Here is a 17,671-nt window from a genome sequence, read left to right on the forward strand (position 1 = left end):
CCTTGCTACCCCCCTTTCCCGGCACGCGGCCCATGCGGCAGATGGAAAGGGACCCCATGAACAAGGCAATCACCCAAGGCATCACCTTCATGCCCCAGCCCTTTGCGGCGGGGCTCGATCAATGGTCGAGCGGCGACGGGCGGCCCGGCTCCGACACCTATGCAAGCGCCCCCAATGCCGCCTTCGTCCCCGCCGATCAGGATTTCGGCGGCGCGCTGGAAGTGCAGAAGATCGAGGCGGTGCAGCGCCTGCGCTTCATGGGTGAAACGCCGATCCTGCCGGGCTGTTACCTTCAGATCCGCGCCCGGATCAAGGCAGTGGCGGGCAATCTTCCAAATGTGCGCATCGCCGCTTTTGCCGGGGGCGCGGGCGGCGTTGTGCTCTCTGGCGTGACAGTGAGCGGGCCGCAGGTGACGCTCACGACCTATGGCGAGGTGGTCGAGGTGCGCGCCATTGTCGGCACCGGGCAGCGCACGGGCGTTGACATGGTCTGGGGGCCGCAGGCGGTGTTCGGCCATTTCGGGCTGGACTTGACCGGGCCGTCGGGCGGCGTGGTGCGGATCGACGATATCGAGATCGAGGATGTGAGCCGGTTTTTCCTGCGCGACATTGTCGCCACGGTCGATGTGCGCGATTTCGGGGCCATCGGCGATGGGGTGACGGATGATCACGCCGCGTTCGAGGCCGCCGATACCGCCGCCGGGGGCCGCGAGATCATCGTGCCCGCGGGCACCTATTTTCTGGGCCAGAGCACCACGATCCAGAGCCGCATCCGCTTCGAGGGCACGGTGGTGATGCCCGATGCGGCGATCCTGTCGCTGACCAAGAACTACGATCTGCCCGCCTATATCGACGCTTTCGGCGACAGCGAACTGGCGTTCAGGAAGGCGTATCAGGCACTTCTGAACAATGCAGGGCATGTCACGCTCGATCTGGCGGGGCGCAAGGTCGCGCTGCGCGAACCCGTCGACATGCAGGCCGCCGTGGGCAACCGCACCACCTATAACCAGCGTCACGTCATCCAGAACGGGCAATTCTCGGTCTTTCCGACGCCCGCCTGGGACACCGAAGTGGTCACGTCGCAGGCCACCTATGCGCCCGAAAGCAACACGCGGCGCCTGATCAACGTGGCGGATGTGGCCAATATCCCCGTCGGGTCGCTGGTCGAGGGCAATGGCGTGGGCCGCGAGGTCTATGTCACCAACCGCAACATCGCGGCGGGGCAGATCACACTGAGCCAACCGCTGTTCGATGCCGCCGGAACACAGGTCTTTACCTTCCGCCGGTTCAAATACATGCTCGATTTCAGCGGCTTTCAGGATGTCTCGCGCCTGGTGATCTCGGAAGTGGATTTCCAGTGCGGCGGCACGTGCAGCGCGGTTCTTCTGCCGCCGCAAGGCTCGGCCAACCATTTCCGCGACTGTTTCTTCACCCGCCCCAGGGATCGCGGGATCACCAGCCATGGCGAGGGCGACCAGGGCATGATGATCGACCGTTGTCAGTTCATCTCGAACGAAAGCCCGCTTCTGGTGGTGGATCGCGTCAGCATCGGATTCAACGCCAATGCCAATGACCTCAAGATCCGCAACAACCGCGTGATGCATTTCCGGCATTTTGCGGTGATGGCGGGGAGCAGTTCGATCATCTCGGGCAATCACGTCTTTCAGGGCGATTCGGGCCCCATCGGGCCGCGCATGGCCGGGTTTGTGCTGACACGCACCAACAATCGCGGCACCATCACCGGCAATTACATCTGCGATTGCTCGGTTGAATGGAGCAACGAGCACGACGCCGCCCCCGATTTCGCCAGCGAGTTCTCGTTCAGCACGCTGAGCATCACCGGCAACGTGTTCCTGTCGCAAAGCACCGCGCCCGCCTTTACCTTCGTCACGGTCAAGCCGCACGGCCCGGGGCATTTCATCAACGGGCTGACGGTGACGGGCAACACCTTCCGGCTGATCGACGGCAATATCGACCGGGTCGAGGGCGTGGACACAAGCTTTGCCGATTTGGATTTCGAGCGGGTGCGCAACATCCTGTTCACCGGCAACAGTTTCAGCAACGTCAATATCGACACGCAGAACCCGCTTTTGCTGCGGCACGAGGAGGCAAGCGCCGCCGAGACATGGGTGATCGAACCCGCGCCGCGCCTGCCGTTCCGGGGTTTGGCCAAATCGGTGGATGCGGTGGTGGCCGAGGGACAGATCAGCATCGGGACGGGTGCCGCGCATTTCGGGATGCCCTACACGCTGGGGCAGCAGGGCCCGGACCGGGACCGGGTGCATCTGCGCTGGGGCACGCCGGTGCGCGGCAGGGTGCTCGTCACGGTGCGGATGGACGAGCCGCTCTGACGGCTCAGAACTGACGCCAGAGGCCGAGTTTCAGCCCGCGCTCGCCGCCGCCCGAAAGCGGCTCGAGCAGGCCAAGCTCGATCTGCGCGCCGGGGCGCATTTCGTAGACGAACGAGGGGGCAAGGCGGAGATAGTCTTGCCCCTGATCGGGGGATCCGGCCTGAAGCTGCACGATGACCTTGGCGCGCGCCGTGACCGAGAGGCCGGCGGTGAGTTCGGTCTCGAACGCGGTATCGCCGTTGAGGATGGCGCGCAGATCGGCATTGAACCAGCCGTGACGTTCACCAAGGGAAAACCCCCGGCCCATGGACAGGCCGGGGCGCAGGGCGGTCTTGTCCTCGACCTGCCCCGCCCCCATCTCCAGCGCCAGTTTCAACCGGTGATCCGCGCGCCCGAGCGGCCAGCGCAGAAAGGCGATGGCCTTGGACATGCGCAGCGCGTCGCCATTGACGTCCAGCCCGAGGGTGAGCCGCGCGGTCGCGCCGTATTCGGCGTAAAATCCATAGCTTTGGCGGTTGATGCCATTTTCGTCCCGCGCCTCGATCTGGCTGGAAAAGGACAGGAATACCTGCCCCTTTTCGCGCGGCCATGCCCCCGCCTGTGCCATGGCGGCGCACCATGGCAGCAGGACAAGCGCGAGCCACAGGCGAGCGGGCATGGTCACCTCCGCCTTAACCTTGATTAAAAAGGGTAAACCGGTGGTTAATATCTGCGCGGAATTTACCGCCGCGCGCGTGGGTGCTAAGAAGGGGACAGGAGGACGCCATCATGCCCCGGATCAGCCAAGACACCAGCCATCAGACCGTTCTGACCACATTCGAGGTCACGCCCGGCACCTGCCAGGACCTGCTTGACCTGCTCACCGACGCCTACCGCGAGGTGATCTCGAAACAGCCCGGCTTCATCGCCGCCGGTCTGCATGTGAACGACGCACAAACACGCATCGCCAATTACTCGCAATGGCGCGCGCGCGAGGATTTTCAAGCGATGCTGCGCACAAACGAGATGCGCGCGCGCAACCGGCAGATCAACGAGCTGTGCAAAGGGTTCGAGCCGGTGATGTATGACGTGGTGGCCGTGTTCTGATGTCGGAACGACCCCCGCAAACCGATGCATTGGCCGAAGAGGTGCGCGCGCTGCGCGCCGAGGTTGCACGCCTCAACGCTCATCGCTTCGTGCGAATCCACAACAACATGCTGCGGCTTCTGGCGTTCAATTTCGCGCGGGGTCTCGCGGTGGGGTTAGGCACGGTGCTGGGGGCGACGGTGCTCTTGTCGGTGTTCGTCTGGTCGCTGAGCAAGATCGAATTCCTGCCGATCATCGGCGACTGGGCGGCGCAGATCGCCGAACAGATGCGCACCGCGCAGGAGTGATCTGGATCAAGGCAGCGTCGGCGCGCCCGGGTCATGATCCGTCAAACGAACAGGAAAGGACCCTCTCATGTATGCTCACGTTCTCGTGCCCGTCTCCTTCGACACCGAGCGCGACAGCGCCGGTGCGCTTGCCGCCGCCCGGCTTCTGGCGGGTGACGACGGCCATATCAGCCTGCTGCACGTGGTCGAGCAGGTGCCGGGCTATGCGATTTCCTATCTGCCCGCAGGCTATCAGGCCGAGGCGCGCAAGGCGATCGAGGCCGAGTTGACCAAGATCGCGGACGGTCTGCCCGATGCCAGCGCGCATGTCGTCGAAGGACACTCGGGCCGCACGATCCTCGACTGGGCCGAGAGCCACAAGCCCGATTGCATCGTCATCGCCAGCCACCGGCCCGGAATGCAGGATCTGCTGCTCGGCTCCACCGCCGCCAAGGTGGTGCGCCATGCGCAATGCGCGGTGCATGTGATCCGCTGAGGCCCAAAGGCTTGTCAAACGGGGCAATTGCCCCCACCTCCTCTCTCACGAAACAGTGACAGGAGAGTGCCGATGCAATGCCCTATCGACGGAACCGCTCTGGTTCTTGCCGACCGCGCCGGAGTCGAGATCGACTATTGCCCGCAATGTCGCGGTGTCTGGCTTGATCGCGGCGAGCTTGACAAGATCATCGACCGCTCGTCGGTGCCGGAGGCCCCGGCACGGCGCAATGATGCCACGGGCTATGGGGACAGCGATCATCGGGGCCATTCCGGCGGCAAGCCGCGCAAAAAGCGCGAGGGCTTCCTCGCGGATATCTTCGACTTCTGAAATCGGCTTGCGGGGTGTTTCATGAGCGTCTAGCAACACGCTCATGGCCCAGATCATCACAGCGTTTATTGCCTTGGTCACCGCGTTGCTGACCCTGATTCCGCAGTCGCCGGGACCAAGTTTACCCCATCTCGACAAGCTGGCGCATTTTCTGGCCTTCGCCGCCCTCGCCGCCCCTCTGGCCTGGCGCCATCCGCGCCACTGGTGGGCTGTGGCGCTTGGCGCTCTCGCCTACGGGGGCCTTATCGAGATCATCCAGCCCCTGACCGGGCGCAGCGCCGAATTCGGCGATCTTCTGGCCGACGCGCTCGGGGCTTTTTGCGGCGCGTTTCTTGCCGCAAGGTTTGGCCGGTGGCGGCCGGCGTGAAAAAGCCGGTGCAAACCGGCCTATTTGGTAAAACTTCTTTACCGAAACGCTTGTGTTTGCGGAACAGCACGATACGATAACAGCGGTGCGGAGATTTGCAGCGGCGAATCGCCTTCGGGTGGACGTGTGCGCGACAATCCGGACGAACATACATGAGACATCTGGGAGGAATATCATGACCGACAAGACCAAACTCGACCGGCGCTCGTTCCTGCGCCGCGCCGCCATCGGCGCGCCCGCAGCGGTGGCCGGCGGCCTCGCTGCCCCGGCGGTGCTGGCACAGGCACCCATCGTGCTGAAGATGCAGACGTCCTGGGGCGCGGGCAACATCTGGCAGGAATTCGCGCAGGACTATGCCGACCGGGTCGAGGAGATGGCCGGCGGCCGCCTCAAGATCGACGTGCTGCCCGCAGGCGCCATCGTGGGCGCGTTCCAGGTCCTCGACGCGGTGAATGACGGTGTGCTCGACGCGGCCCATTCGGTGCCGGTCTACTGGTATGGCAAGAGCAAGGCCGCCTCGCTCTTCGGCACCGGCCCCGTATTCGGTGGCTCGGCCACCACGATGATGAGTTGGTTCTACGAGGGCGGCGGCAAGGCGCTTTATGACGAGCTTGTGAATGACATCCTCGGGATGGAAGTCGATGGTTACATGGGCTTCCCGATGTTCGCGCAGCCCTTCGGCTGGTTCAAGGGCGAGGTCAACACCGCCGCCGATCTTCAGGGCTTCAAGTATCGCACCGTGGGCCTTGCGGCTGACCTGCTGCAGAGCATGGGCATGTCGGTGGCACAGCTTCCGGGCGGCGAGATCGTCCCCGCGATGGAGCGTGGCGTGATCGACGCATTCGAATTCAACAACCCCTCCTCGGACAAGGATTTCGGCGCGCATGACGTGGCGAAGAACTATTACCTGTCCTCCTATCACCAGGCCTCGGAGAGCTTTGAATTCCTGTTCAACAAGATCACCCTCGAAGACCTTGATCCCGACCTGCGCGCGATCCTGAAATACGCCGTCGAGGCCGTGTCGACCGCCAACACCGCCAAGGCGATGCGGCGCTACTCGGCCGATCTCAAATGGCTTCAGGAAGAGGGCGGCGTCACCGTGCACCGCACCTCCAAGGACATCCTCGCAGCACAGCTCGAGGCATGGGACAAACTGATCCCGACGCTCGAAGAGGATCCGTTCATGAAGAAATGCCTCGACAGCCAGCGCGCCTGGGTCGAGCAGGTCACCTATTACGAACTGATGAACGCGCCGGATCTGGAGCTTGCCTACGACCACTACTTCCCCGGTCGTCTCAAGCTCTGAGCGGGTCCCGCGACACAGACATGGTGGCCCCGGCGCATCCCCGCCGGGGCCACTTTTCAAGATAGGAAAGGGGCTCCCGCGTGATCGGCTTCATTCGCTTCGCCGACAACCTGTCGGCCTGGTTCGGCAAGGCCTTCGCCTGGCTCATCATCCTGATGTCGGTGGGAACCGGCTACGAGGTGGTGGTGCGCTATGTCTTCAACAACCCGACGGCCTGGGCGCTCGATGTGTCCTTCATCATGTATGGCACGCTGTTCATGATGGGCGGGGCCTATACGCTGTCGCGGGGCGGGCATGTGCGGGGCGACTTCCTCTATCGCCTTTGGCAGCCGCGCAATCAGGCCAAGGTCGATCTGGTGCTCTATATCCTTTTCTTCTTTCCCGGCGTGACCGCGCTCATCCTTGCGGGGTGGAAATACGCCGCGCGCTCCTGGTCCTATGCCGAGGTATCGGTCAACAGCCCGGCGGGCGTGCCGATCTACCAGTTCAAGACGGTGATCGTCGCCGCCGGTATCCTGCTCTTCATTCAGGGGCTGGCACAGGTCTGCCGCTGCATCCTGGCGATGCGGACGAATGAATGGCTCGCCGCCGATGAAGATGTCTTCGAGACCGAAGACCTGCTCATGCAACAGGCCGCCAAGGCCGAGAAGGACGCGCATCCATGACCGATCCCCAAGTCGCCCTGATGATGCTGGGGCTGTTCATCGTATTTGTGTTCCTTGGCTTTCCCATCGCGTTCACGCTGATGGCCATGGGCATCGGCTTTGGCTATTACGCCTATTTCGACGCGCGGCGCATGTGGCGCAGCTTTGACCGGCTGGCCGAGGATGCGGGCACATGGGATCAATGGAGTCTGTGGTTCGAGGGGTTATTCAACAACCGAATATTCGATCTCTTCGTGAACCAGACATTCACGGTGATGTCGAACGAGGTTCTGACCGCCGTCCCGCTCTTTCTGTTCATGGGCTATATCGTCGAGCGGGCGAATATCGTGGACCGCCTCTTTTCCACGCTCAATATCGCTGCGCGCAACATGCCCGGCTCGATGGGGGTGGCGGCGCTTATCACCTGCGCGCTTTTCGCCACGGCGACCGGCATCGTAGGCGCGGTGGTCACGCTGATGGGCTTGCTGGCGCTGCCTGCCATGCTCAAGGCGCGCTATGATCCGTCCTTCGCCTCCGGCATCATCTGCGCGGGCGGCACGCTCGGCATTCTCATTCCGCCCTCGATCATGCTCATCGTCTATGCGGCGGCCTCCAATGTCTCCATCGTGCGGCTTTATGCGGCCGCACTTCTGCCGGGGCTGACACTGGTGGGGCTTTACCTCGTCTACGTGATCGGGCGCTCGATCCTCCAACCCTCGGTCGCGCCGAAACCGACCAAGGAGGACATCCCCGACATACCGATGTCCAAGCTTCTGGTGATGATCATCTCGTCCTTCGTGCCGCTGGCGTTCCTCATCCTCGCGGTGCTGGGCTCGATCCTCTTTGGCCTCGCCACCCCGACCGAGGCCGCGTCCATCGGCGCGCTTGGCGGCATCTTCCTTGCCTTCGCCTATCGTGCGATGACATGGCAGCGGATGCGCGAGAGCGTCTATCTGACGGTGCGCACCACGGCGATGGTCTGCTGGCTCTTTGTCGGCTCTTACACCTTTTCGGCGGTGTTCTCCTATCTCGGGGGCGAGCATATCATCTCGGAATTCGTGCAGGGCCTGAACCTCAGCCCGCTGATGTTCCTGCTCTTGGCGCAGCTCATCATCTTTCTTCTGGGCTGGCCGCTCGAATGGTCCGAGATCATCATCATCTTTGTCCCGATCTTCCTGCCGCTGTTGCAGTTCTTCGAGGTCGATCCGCTGTTCTTCGGCATCCTTGTGGCGCTCAACCTGCAAACCAGTTTCCTGACACCGCCCATGGCCATGTCGGCCTATTACCTCAAGGGGATCGCGCCACCGGAAATCAAGCTGACTCAGATCTTCTCGGGCGTCATGCCGTTCCTGTTCTGCGTCTTCATCGCCATGGCGCTGCTTTATATCTACCCGCAGATCGTGTTCTATCTGCCGGAGCTGATGTATGGCAAATGACGCGACCCCCGAGGCGCATGTGCTGCGCGACCGGCTGGCCACGGGCGCGCTGCGCGCGTCCGAGCTGGCCGAGGCGCTGATCGCCCGGATCGAGGCGCGCGAGCCCGAGGTGGGGGCGTTCGTTTGGTTCGACGCGGATTTCGTGCGCCAGCAGGCCAGGGCGCTCGACGCGCAGCGGCAGGCGGGACGGCCCATCGGGGCGCTCCATGGCGTTCCGGTGGCGTTGAAGGACATCATCGACACCGCCCGGATACCGACCGAAAACGGCTGTCCGCTCGACGCGGGCCGGGTGCCTGTCAAGGACGCCGCCATCGTCGCGCGGCTCAAGGCGGCGGGCGCGATCATCATGGGCAAGACGGTGACGACCGAACTGGCCTATATGCAGGCCGGGACCACTCGCAACCCGCACAATCCCGCGCACACGCCCGGCGGCTCATCCTCTGGCTCGGCGGCGGCGGTGGCGGACGGGATGGTGCCCTTGGCCATCGGCACGCAGACCGGCGGCTCGGTGATCCGGCCCGCGTCGTTTTGCGGTGTCACGGGTTACAAGCCCAGCTTCGGCGCGATCCCGCGCACCGGCGTGCTGATGCAGTCGCCCACGCTCGACACGGTGGGCGTTTTCGCCGCCTCGCCGCTTGATGCCGCGTTGCTGGCCGAGGTGCTGATGGGCCATGACGCGGGCGACCGCGCCACGGTGCCCGCCCCGGTGCCGCGCCTGCTCGAGGTCGCGCGCACAGCCCCCCCGGTCAAACCGGTGCTGGCCTTCGTCAAGCCGCCGGGCTGGGACAAGGCCGACCCGGAGTTGCACGCGGCCTTTGACGAACTCGTCGCCGCCCTTGGCGATCAGGTCTTCGAGGCACCGCTGCCCAATGCCTTCGATCAGGCCGCCGAGGTTCGCGCGCGGATCAATTTCGCCGAGATGGCGCGCTATTACCACCGTTATGCCAAGAACCGCGCAGCCCTCGGGGACCGCACCCGCGCCGCCATCGAGGAGGGCGAGGGCATCCTCGCGCGCGACTATCTGGCCGCGCTCGACTGGGCGGATGTGCTTTATGCGGGGCTTGGCGAGATATTCGAGCGCTGCGATGCGATCCTCTGCCCAGCCGCCACCGGTCCGGCGCCCGAGGGGCTGGATTATACCGGCGATGCGATCTTCAACGGGCTCTGGACGCTGACGGGCACGCCCGCCGTCACCGTGCCCGCCTTTACCGCCTCGAACGGCCTGCCCATGGGCGCGCAGCTTGTCGGCCCGCGCGGCGGCGATGCGCGCCTTTTGCGCACGGCAAACTGGTTACACGGCTGGCTCTCCGAGGCCGGCGCATGATGAAAGGATAAGGACATGAACCGGATACTGGCGCTTTTTGCCTTCGCGGTGCTGGCCGCGTTTCTCTACATCCTTGCCAGCAAGATCGGCTCGTTCGATCTGTGGCTGGTGACAGTGTTCACAGCGGCGCTCGCGGCCTATGATTTCATGACCTCCAGCAAGAACAAGAGCTGAGACCATGGCAAAACCGGTGATCTGGATTACGCGTCGCCTGTCGGACGCCACCCTGGAACGCGCCCGCCGCGATTACGAGGTGATCCTGAACGAGGCCGATACCCCCGGCACCGCCGAAGAGATCGTGGCTATGAGCGCGCGGGTGGACGGAATGATCCCCTGCCATTCCGAGCATTTCAGCGCCGATGTTGTTGCGCGGCTCGATCCCCGGCTCAAGATCGTGGCCAATCACTCGGTCGGCGTCGATCACTGTGACCTCGACGCGCTCAGATCGCGTGGCATCGTCGTGACCAACACGCCCGACGTGCTGTCGGACGCCACGGCCGAGATTGCCATGCTCCTGATGCTGGGTGCCGCCCGCCACGCTGTGCGCGGCGACCGCCTTGTTCGACGAGGCGAGTGGGATAGCTGGTCGCCGTCCTTCATGGTGGGCAAGCAGGTGAGCGGCGCGCGGCTGGGGATCGTGGGCATGGGCCGTGTTGGCCGCGCCATGGCCGAAAAGGCGCGCGGCTTCGGCATGGAGATCCACTATCACAACCGCGCGCGGCTCTCGCCCGAGGCGGAACAGGGCGCGGTGTTCCACGAGGGGATCGACAGCCTGCTGGAGGTCGCCGATTTTCTGTCGCTGCATTGCCCCGCCACGCCCGAGACCACCGATCTGCTCAACGCGGACCGCCTCGCGCGCCTGCCTGCGGGCGCGGTGGTGGTCAATACCGCGCGCGGCGCGCTCATTGACGAGGGCGCACTTCTGGCTGCCATCGAGAGCGGCCATGTCGCCGCCGCCGGTCTCGATTGCTTCAAGGTGGAACCGGGCGGCAACCCGGCCTTTGCGGGCCATGAAAACATCTTCATGCTGCCCCATATCGGCAGTGCCACCCGTGCCACGCGTGACGCCATGGGCTTTCGCGCGCTCGACAATCTCGACGCGTTCTTCGCGGGACACGCGCCGCAGGACCGTCTGGTCTGAGCCTTACGAGGCCCGCCTGATCCCCATCACCCGCGCCCGCGCGCGCGGGTCGCTGTCGAAGAGCGCGGCAAGCTGTTCGGTCATCGCCCCGGCAAGCTGATCCACATCGGTGATCGTCACCGCGCGCTCGTAATAGCGCGTCACGTCATGGCCGATCCCGATGGCCAGAAGTTCCACCTGTTTGCGCCGCTCGACCATGGCGATCACGTCGCGCAGGTGTTTCTCAAGGTAATTCGCGGGGTTGACCGAGAGCGTGCTGTCATCGACCGGGGCACCGTCGGAAATCACCATCAGGATCTTGCGCGCCTCCTTGCGGGCCACGGTGCGCCGGTGCGCCCATTCCAGCGCCTCGCCGTCGATATTTTCCTTGAGCAGCCCCTCTTTCATCATCAGGCCAAGATTGTCGCGGGTGCGCCGCATCGGCGCGTCGGCCGCCTTGTAGATGATGTGGCGCAGGTCGTTGAGGCGGCCGGGCAGTTGCGGGCGGCCTTCTGCCAGCCATTTCTCGCGGCTCTGCCCGCCCTTCCACGCGCGGGTGGTAAAGCCGAGGATTTCCACCTTGACCGAACACCGCTCCAGCGTGCGGGCCAGAACATCGGCGCAGATCGCGGCAATCGAAATCGGTCGCCCGCGCATCGAGCCGGAATTGTCCAGAAGCAGCGTCACCACGGTGTCGCGGAACTCTGTGTCCTTTTCCACCTTGAAGCTGAGCGGGGTGGTGGGATTGGCGACGACGCGGGCAAGGCGGCCCGCGTCAAGGATGCCCTCTTCGCGGTCGAATTCCCAGCTACGGCTCTGCTGCGCCTGAAGGCGGCGTTGCAGCTTGTTGGCCAGTCGTGACACCGCGCCTTTCAAGGGCTCCAACTGCTGATCGAGATAGGCGCGCAAGCGTTCCAACTCCACAGGGTCAGCCAGATCCTCGGCGCGGATCTCTTCATCGAATTCAGCGTGATAGATGGTGTAGGCAGGATCGGCCTCCGAGGCGGGGGGCGGCGGGGGCGGCTCAAGCGGGGCCTCGCCCTCGGGCAATTCGGCCTCCTCGTCCATCTCCTGATCGGCCATCTCGTCCTGGCTCACCTGCGCCTGTTGCGCATCCTGCTGATCGTCCTGAGAGCGGTCCGGATCGGCGTCGGCCTCATCTTCGTCGCTGTCATCCTCGCCGGTGCTGTCGGGTTGCTGCTCCTCGCCCTGCTCCTCTGCCCCGTCCTCCTCGTTCTCGTCGGCGCTGTCGGGATCCTCGCCAAGCTGATCGCCATAGCCCAGGTCCTCGATCACGCGGCGCGCCAGCCGCGCGAATCCGGCCTGATCGGCAAGGATGTCCTGCAAATCCTCCAGCGTGCCGCCTGCCTGCTCCTCGATGAAGCCGCGCCAGAGGTCCATGACATTCTGCGCACCCGCCGGCATGTCGCGGCCGGTGGCCAGATGCCGGATCAGGTATCCGGCGGCGGCGGGCAGCGGGGCGTCGGCGGTCGAGGTGATCCGGTCATAGCCAAGGCGCGCGGCATCCTGCGCGATCTTGGCGTCGATATTGGTGGCAGTGCCGGGCATGTCGCGCGCACCCACGGCCTCGCAGCGGGCGGTTTCCATCGCCTCGTAGAGGTCGCGCGCCATCTCGCCGGGGGGTGCATAGCGGGCATGAACGGCGTCGTCGTGAAACTTGTGCCGCAGCGCCAGCGCATCCGCCGTGCCGCGCGCCAGCAGAACCTCCTCGCGGGTCATGCGGCGGCTGACCTGCGGCAGGCGCATGGCATCGCCCGAAACGCCGCTCGGATCGACCGAATAGGAAACTGTCAGGTCGCTGTCATCGGCCATCACCTTGGTGGCGTTGGCGAGCGCCTTCTTGAACGGATCGGCGGGGTTGTCACTGGGCTTTGTCATGGCGCGAAAATGGCGCAGGGACCGGGCCAAGACAAGGGGCCATCGTCCCCCCTACCCCGCCGCGAGCCGCGAGAGCAGCGCGCGCATGAAACCGTGACCGGCCTCGAACTGCGAAACCGTGATATACTCGTCAGGTTGATGGGCCTGCGCGATGTCGCCGGGGCCGCAGATCGCCGCCGAATAGCCCGCCTCCTGAAACTGGCCCGCCTCGGTGCCGTAGCTGACCACATGAGAGCCGTTGTCGCCGGTGATCCGGCGGATCAGCGCCTCGGCGGTGCCGTTCTCTTCGGGGCGCAGTCCGGGCACGGTGAAGCGGGGGACAGCGTCGATCCGTGTCTCCGGGCGCACGGCTTGCATGGCGGCCTCGGCGCTGCGGACCTGCTCGAGAAAGAGCGCGCCCCAGGCCTCGGGGTCCTCGCCCGGCACGACGCGGAAATCCATGCCGAAGCGGCAGTCCCTGGCGGTGATGTTATGCGCCGTGCCGCCCGTAATCTGGCCGACATGAAGCGTGGTCCAGGGCGGCTCGAACATGGCGGCAAGCGCGGAGGGCCGTTTGGCGCGGTTCTCGGCGTTCATCCGGTTGGCCCAGTCGATCAGCGGGGCGGCGGCCATGATCGCGTTGACGCCCCGGTGCATGAGCGAGGAATGCACCTCATAGCCCACGACATGCACATTGTAGCCCAGCCCACCCTTGTGGCCGGTGACCGTCTGCATCGTCGTGGGCTCGCCGATGATGGCCAGGTCCGCGCGCGGCACCACGCCCTGCATCGCCGCGATCATCGGCGGCGCGCCGAGGCAACCCACCTCCTCGTCATAGCTGAGCGCGAGTTGCAGCGGGCGGGCGACGCCCTTTTGATGCGCCTCGACCAGCGCCCAGATCGCCAGCGCGTCAAAGCCTTTCATGTCGGCGCAGCCGCGCCCGTAATACTTGCCGTCGCGCTCGGTCACGGTGAAGGGATCGGATGACCAGACCTGCCCGTCCACCGGCACCACATCGGTATGCCCCGAGAGCACGACGCCGCCCGCGACCTCCGGCCCGGCATGGGCGAAGAGCGCGGCCTTCTGCCCGGTCGGGTCATAGTGGCGGTGCGCGGCGATGCCATGACCGGAAAGGTAGCCCTCGACCCAGTCCACAAGGTCAAGGTTGCTGTCGCGGCTCACGGACGGGAAGGCGACAAGCCGCGTCATGATCTCCAGCGGAGAGAGGGTGTCCATGCTCAATACCCGCTTTCAGAGGTCAGCACGAAATGCCCCGGCCCGACCTCTTCATAGACCGACGGCCCCGGCGCGTAGCCCACCGGATGAATCGGCGAAGGGATCGGCTTGAAATTCAGATCCTTCTCGGATTTGCGCTGGCGCGGATCGGCGATCGGCACGGCCTTCATCAGCGCCTGTGTATAGGGGTGGCGCGGGTCCTCGAAGACGGCGGCGCGCGGCCCGCGCTCGACGATGCGGCCCAGATACATCACGCCGACATCATGGCTCACCCGCTCGACCACGGCCATGTCATGGCTGATGAACACGTAGCTGAGGCCAAGATCGGCCTGCAATTCCATCATCAGGTTCACGACCTGCGCCTGCACGCTCACGTCCAAGGCGCTCACCGCCTCGTCCGAGACAATGAGCTTGGGGTTCAAGGCCAGCGCGCGCGCGATGGCGACGCGCTGACGCTGCCCGCCGCTGAGTTCGTGCGGAAAGCGGCGCAGGAACGAGCGCGGCAGTTCCACCCGGTCAAACAGCATCGCCACGCGATCCTCCATTTCCGACCGGCTGACAAGGCCGTAATTCTTCATCGGCTCGGCCACCTGCGCGGCCAGCTTCATCTGCGGATTGAGGCTGGCGAACGGGTCCTGAAAGATCATCTGCATGTCGGCGCGCGCACGGCGCAGCCCGCCCGCGTCGAGCGCCATTATATCGGTGCCGTCCAGCACCACCGCGCCTGCCATGGGCTCGATCAGCCGCAGGATCGAGCGCCCGGCGGTGGATTTGCCGCAGCCCGATTCCCCCACAAGGCTGAGGGTGCGGCCCTTTTGCAGGTCAAAGGACACATCCTCGACCGCGTGGACATTGGCCAGCGTCCGGCGAAAGAACCCGCCCTTGACGGCAAAGCGCGTGGTCAGCCCCTTGACGGTCAGCAGCGTCTCGTCACTGCCCAGGATGGGACGTATCTCGTGGCCCTCCGATCCCAGAAGGCGCATCGGCTCGGGGTATGCCTTGCCGCGCATCTCGCCCAGCTTGGGCACGGCGGCCAGAAGCGCCTTGGTATAGTCGTGCGTGGGGGCCTCGAAGATCTGTTCGACCGTGCCCTCCTCGACCTTGTTGCCGCGGAACATGACCACCACCCGGTCCGCCATTTGCGCCACCACGGCCATATCGTGCGTGATGAAGATCACCGCCGTGCCATGCTCGCGCTTGAGCCGGTCGATAAGGGCAAGGATCTCGGCCTGAATGGTCACGTCGAGCGCGGTCGTCGGCTCGTCGGCGATCAGAAGGCGCGGCTCGCAGGCCAGCGCCATGGCGATGACCACGCGCTGCCGCATCCCGCCCGAAAGCTCGTGCGGGTATTGATCAAGGCGGCGCTCGGGCTCGGGGATGCGCACCTCTTTCAGAAGCTCCAGCGCGCGGGCACGGGCCTGCGCCCTGTCCATCCCGCGATGGACGCGCAAACCTTCGGAAAGTTGCCGCCCCACCGTAAAGACCGGGTTGAGCGCGGTCATCGGCTCCTGAAAGATCATGCCGATCTCGTTGCCGCGGATCGTGCGCATCAGGCTCTGATCGGTTTTCGCAAGGTCGATCTCGCCGCCTTCCTTGCGGTCGAACAGCATCCGCCCGCCCGCGATCTCGCCGCCGCCATAGTCGATCAGCCGCATCAGCGAGAGCGAGGAGACCGATTTGCCCGACCCGCTCTCGCCGACGATGCAGACGGTTTCGCCGGGGTTGACCACGAAAGATACGTCCTCGACGCCCACGACCGGGCCGTCGCGGGTCTGGAACTCGACGCGCAGATTCTCGATACGGGCCAGCGGTCTGTCGAGCATGGGAGTCTCCCTGTCATATCGCTGAAACGCTAGGCAGAAGGTGCGCCGCTGTCAAACGCCGCGCGTCATTGGAAGATCGATTTCGTTCCCTTGACGAGGACAGGCTTGCTTTTTGCCGCGATCCGGTCTGAGATGACCGGGCCGTCGGGGATGCGGCAGGGCCTGCTGCGGCCCGCCCGCTCCCCGTCAAAGCGCAAACGAGATGGCGCAAAGAGCCGTCCAACAGTGGAGAAAAACACGAGATGACCCTGAAACCATTGCTGCTGGGTGCCACCGCCCTTGCCGGTTTCGCCAGCATGGCGCAGGCCGAGCGCGGCGCGGACGGCCATGTGAACCTGATTTACTGGCAGGCCCCCTCGATCATGAACCCTTACCTGTCGGGGGGCACCAAGGAGGTTGAGGCCGCGAGCCTCGTGATCGAGCCGCTGGGCCGTTACAACACCAAGGGCGAGATGGTCCCCTATCTGGCCGAGGAAATCCCCACCGTCGAAAATGGCGGCGTGGCCGAGGATCTCACCTCGATCACCTGGAAGATCAAACCGGGGATCACCTGGTCGGACGGCACGCCCTTCACCGCAACGGACGTGAAATTCACCGCCGAATACTGCATGCACCCCGAGGGTGGTTGCGCGCAGCTTGGCAAATACGAAGGCGTGGAATCGGTCGAAGTGATCGACGATCTGACGGTCAAGGTGAATTTCTCGCAGCCCACGCCGGTGCCCTATGGCCCGTTCATGGGCGGACAGGCCCCGATCATCCAGGCGGCGCAATTCGCCGAGTGCCTGGGCGCGCGGGCGCAGGAATGCACCGATGCCAACTTCGCCCCCATCGGCACCGGCCCCTTCAAGGTGGACGAGTTCCGCCCCAATGACGTGATCTCGCTTTCGGCCAACCCCAATTACCGCGACCCGGCCAAGCCGCGTTTCGCCACCATGACCTTCAAGGGCGGCGGCGATGCCACGGCGGCAGGCCGCGCGGTGCTGGAGACCGGCGAATTCGACTATGCGTGGAACCTGCAACTTGCCCCCGACGTGATCGCCAACATGGAAGCGGCAGGCAAGGGCGTGGCCATGTCGGCCTTTGGCACACTGGTCGAGCGGATCGAGATGAACCTCACCGATCCCTCGCCCGACCTGCCCGAGGGCGAGCGCGCGACCGCCAAGCATCCGCACCCGTTCCTGACCGACATGCGCGTGCGCAAGGCGCTGTCGATGGCCATTGACCGCGAATTGCTCACGGAAATCGGCTATGGCAAGGCGGGCCGCCCGACCTGCAATCTCGTGCCTGCGCCGGAAATCTTTGCCTCGGACAATACCGAGTGTCTGACGCAGGACATCGAGGGTGCCAAGGCGCTTCTGGAAGAGGCGGGCTGGACCGTCGGTGCCGGTGGCATCCGCGAAAAGGACGGCAAGAAACTGTCGATCCTTTACCAGACCTCTACCAATGCCGTGCGCCAGGACTTTCAGGCGCTGATCAAGCAGTGGTGGCAGGAAATCGGCATCGAGACCGAGTTGCGCAACATCTCGGCTTCCGTGTTCTTCGGTAGCGATCCGGGCAGCCCGGACACCTTCCCCAAGTTCTATGCCGACGTGGAGATGTATGCCAACAACTTCGACGGCACCGATCCGCAAAGCTATCTGGCGGGCTATACCTGCAACAAGGCCCCGCGCCCCGAAACGCAGTGGCAGGGCGAGAATATCAACCGCTTCTGCGATCCGGCCTATGACGCGCTGGTCAAGGAACTGGGCCGCACCGCAGCCCTCGAAGAGCGGGCGGAGATTGCCAAGAAGCTCAACGACATGCTGACCAAGGACAGCTACACCATCGTGCCGCTGGTGGATCGTGGCCGGGTCTCGGCGCGCTCCAACACGCTGGGTGGGGTCGAGCTCAACACCTGGGACACCGAGTTGTGGAATGCGGCCGACTGGTATCGCATCAAGTAAGCCGCGACGAACAGGCCGGGGCCGGGCAAATGCCCGGCCCTTTCCGCCCTCTTTAGGACAGGCCG

At 64.7% G+C, this 17,671-nt stretch carries 17 protein-coding genes; 13 read left to right on the top strand and 4 right to left on the bottom strand.

Features of this window, described 5'->3' with window-relative positions:
• The first annotated feature begins 56 nt into the window (after positions 1–56).
• Positions 57–2,351, top strand: coding sequence for a glycosyl hydrolase family 28-related protein (locus tag ACSSV8_RS00825; protein WP_454281190.1), 2,295 nt, complete (start codon positions 57–59; stop codon positions 2,349–2,351).
• A 4-nt stretch (positions 2,352–2,355) separates the two neighbouring features.
• On the opposite strand, the gene ACSSV8_RS00830 is transcribed toward ACSSV8_RS00825, so the two are convergent.
• On the bottom strand, positions 2,356–3,009 hold the full coding sequence (locus tag ACSSV8_RS00830) for a hypothetical protein (RefSeq protein ID WP_354538928.1): 654 nt from the start codon (positions 3,007–3,009) through the stop codon (positions 2,356–2,358).
• 110 nt (positions 3,010–3,119) lie between these two features.
• Here ACSSV8_RS00830 and ACSSV8_RS00835 point away from each other — a divergent pair, with 110 nt between their 5' ends.
• The 11 genes from ACSSV8_RS00835 (at position 3,120) to ACSSV8_RS00885 (ending at position 10,747) form a co-directional block, all read left to right on the top strand.
• Positions 3,120–3,437 (top strand): antibiotic biosynthesis monooxygenase family protein, encoded by a 318-nt coding sequence (locus tag ACSSV8_RS00835; RefSeq protein ID WP_454281191.1) that lies wholly within the window; start codon positions 3,120–3,122, stop codon positions 3,435–3,437.
• Positions 3,437–3,724, top strand: a complete 288-nt coding sequence (locus tag ACSSV8_RS00840; RefSeq protein ID WP_454281192.1) for a DUF5665 domain-containing protein — start codon at positions 3,437–3,439, stop codon at positions 3,722–3,724. Before ACSSV8_RS00835 ends, ACSSV8_RS00840 begins: the two co-directional genes overlap by 1 nt.
• A gap of 67 nt (positions 3,725–3,791) precedes the next feature.
• Positions 3,792–4,199 (top strand): universal stress protein, encoded by a 408-nt coding sequence (locus ACSSV8_RS00845; protein ID WP_354538925.1) that lies wholly within the window; start codon positions 3,792–3,794, stop codon positions 4,197–4,199.
• A 72-nt stretch (positions 4,200–4,271) separates the two neighbouring features.
• The gene (locus ACSSV8_RS00850; RefSeq protein WP_354538924.1) at positions 4,272–4,529 is read left to right on the top strand and encodes a TFIIB-type zinc ribbon-containing protein; all 258 of its coding nucleotides are present in this window, start codon (positions 4,272–4,274) and stop codon (positions 4,527–4,529) included.
• 43 nt (positions 4,530–4,572) lie between these two features.
• On the top strand, positions 4,573–4,896 hold the full coding sequence (locus ACSSV8_RS00855; RefSeq protein ID WP_354538923.1) for a VanZ family protein: 324 nt from the start codon (positions 4,573–4,575) through the stop codon (positions 4,894–4,896).
• A gap of 175 nt (positions 4,897–5,071) precedes the next feature.
• Positions 5,072–6,202, top strand: coding sequence for a TRAP transporter substrate-binding protein (locus tag ACSSV8_RS00860; protein WP_454281193.1), 1,131 nt, complete (start codon positions 5,072–5,074; stop codon positions 6,200–6,202).
• A gap of 80 nt (positions 6,203–6,282) precedes the next feature.
• Positions 6,283–6,867 (top strand): TRAP transporter small permease subunit, encoded by a 585-nt coding sequence (locus ACSSV8_RS00865; protein ID WP_354538921.1) that lies wholly within the window; start codon positions 6,283–6,285, stop codon positions 6,865–6,867.
• Positions 6,864–8,282: a TRAP transporter large permease gene (locus ACSSV8_RS00870; RefSeq protein ID WP_454281194.1), complete on the top strand. Its 1,419-nt coding sequence runs from the start codon at positions 6,864–6,866 to the stop codon at positions 8,280–8,282. The genes ACSSV8_RS00865 and ACSSV8_RS00870 overlap by 4 nt, the downstream gene beginning before the upstream one ends.
• A complete protein-coding gene (locus tag ACSSV8_RS00875) occupies positions 8,272–9,606 on the top strand; it encodes an amidase (RefSeq protein ID WP_454281195.1) in 1,335 nt (444 codons plus the stop codon). Before ACSSV8_RS00870 ends, ACSSV8_RS00875 begins: the two co-directional genes overlap by 11 nt.
• A gap of 15 nt (positions 9,607–9,621) precedes the next feature.
• Positions 9,622–9,780: a hypothetical protein gene (locus ACSSV8_RS00880; RefSeq protein WP_454281196.1), complete on the top strand. Its 159-nt coding sequence runs from the start codon at positions 9,622–9,624 to the stop codon at positions 9,778–9,780.
• Positions 9,781–9,784: 4 nt separating this feature from the next.
• Positions 9,785–10,747: a 2-hydroxyacid dehydrogenase gene (locus tag ACSSV8_RS00885; protein ID WP_454281197.1), complete on the top strand. Its 963-nt coding sequence runs from the start codon at positions 9,785–9,787 to the stop codon at positions 10,745–10,747.
• Positions 10,748–10,750: 3 nt separating this feature from the next.
• Here the strand turns inward: ACSSV8_RS00885 and cobT are convergent, their stop codons facing one another.
• Genes cobT through ACSSV8_RS00900 form a run of 3 tightly spaced genes read right to left on the bottom strand, consistent with a single transcriptional unit; the run spans position 10,751 to position 15,663 of the window.
• On the bottom strand, positions 10,751–12,625 hold the full coding sequence (gene cobT, locus ACSSV8_RS00890) for a cobaltochelatase subunit CobT (RefSeq protein WP_454281198.1): 1,875 nt from the start codon (positions 12,623–12,625) through the stop codon (positions 10,751–10,753).
• 51 nt (positions 12,626–12,676) lie between these two features.
• Positions 12,677–13,840 carry an acetylornithine deacetylase gene (gene argE, locus ACSSV8_RS00895; protein ID WP_454281199.1) on the bottom strand — a complete coding sequence of 388 codons (1,164 nt, stop codon included), beginning with the start codon at positions 13,838–13,840 and terminating at the stop codon, positions 12,677–12,679.
• 2 nt (positions 13,841–13,842) lie between these two features.
• Complete coding sequence (locus ACSSV8_RS00900) at positions 13,843–15,663, bottom strand: ABC transporter ATP-binding protein (protein WP_454281200.1); 1,821 nt, start codon at positions 15,661–15,663, stop codon at positions 13,843–13,845.
• Positions 15,664–15,905: 242 nt separating this feature from the next.
• Here ACSSV8_RS00900 and ACSSV8_RS00905 point away from each other — a divergent pair, with 242 nt between their 5' ends.
• Positions 15,906–17,606 carry a peptide ABC transporter substrate-binding protein gene (locus ACSSV8_RS00905; RefSeq protein WP_454281201.1) on the top strand — a complete coding sequence of 567 codons (1,701 nt, stop codon included), beginning with the start codon at positions 15,906–15,908 and terminating at the stop codon, positions 17,604–17,606.
• Positions 17,607–17,671: the final 65 nt, after the last annotated feature.

It is taken from the genome of Roseovarius sp. MBR-79 (genome assembly GCF_053628555.1).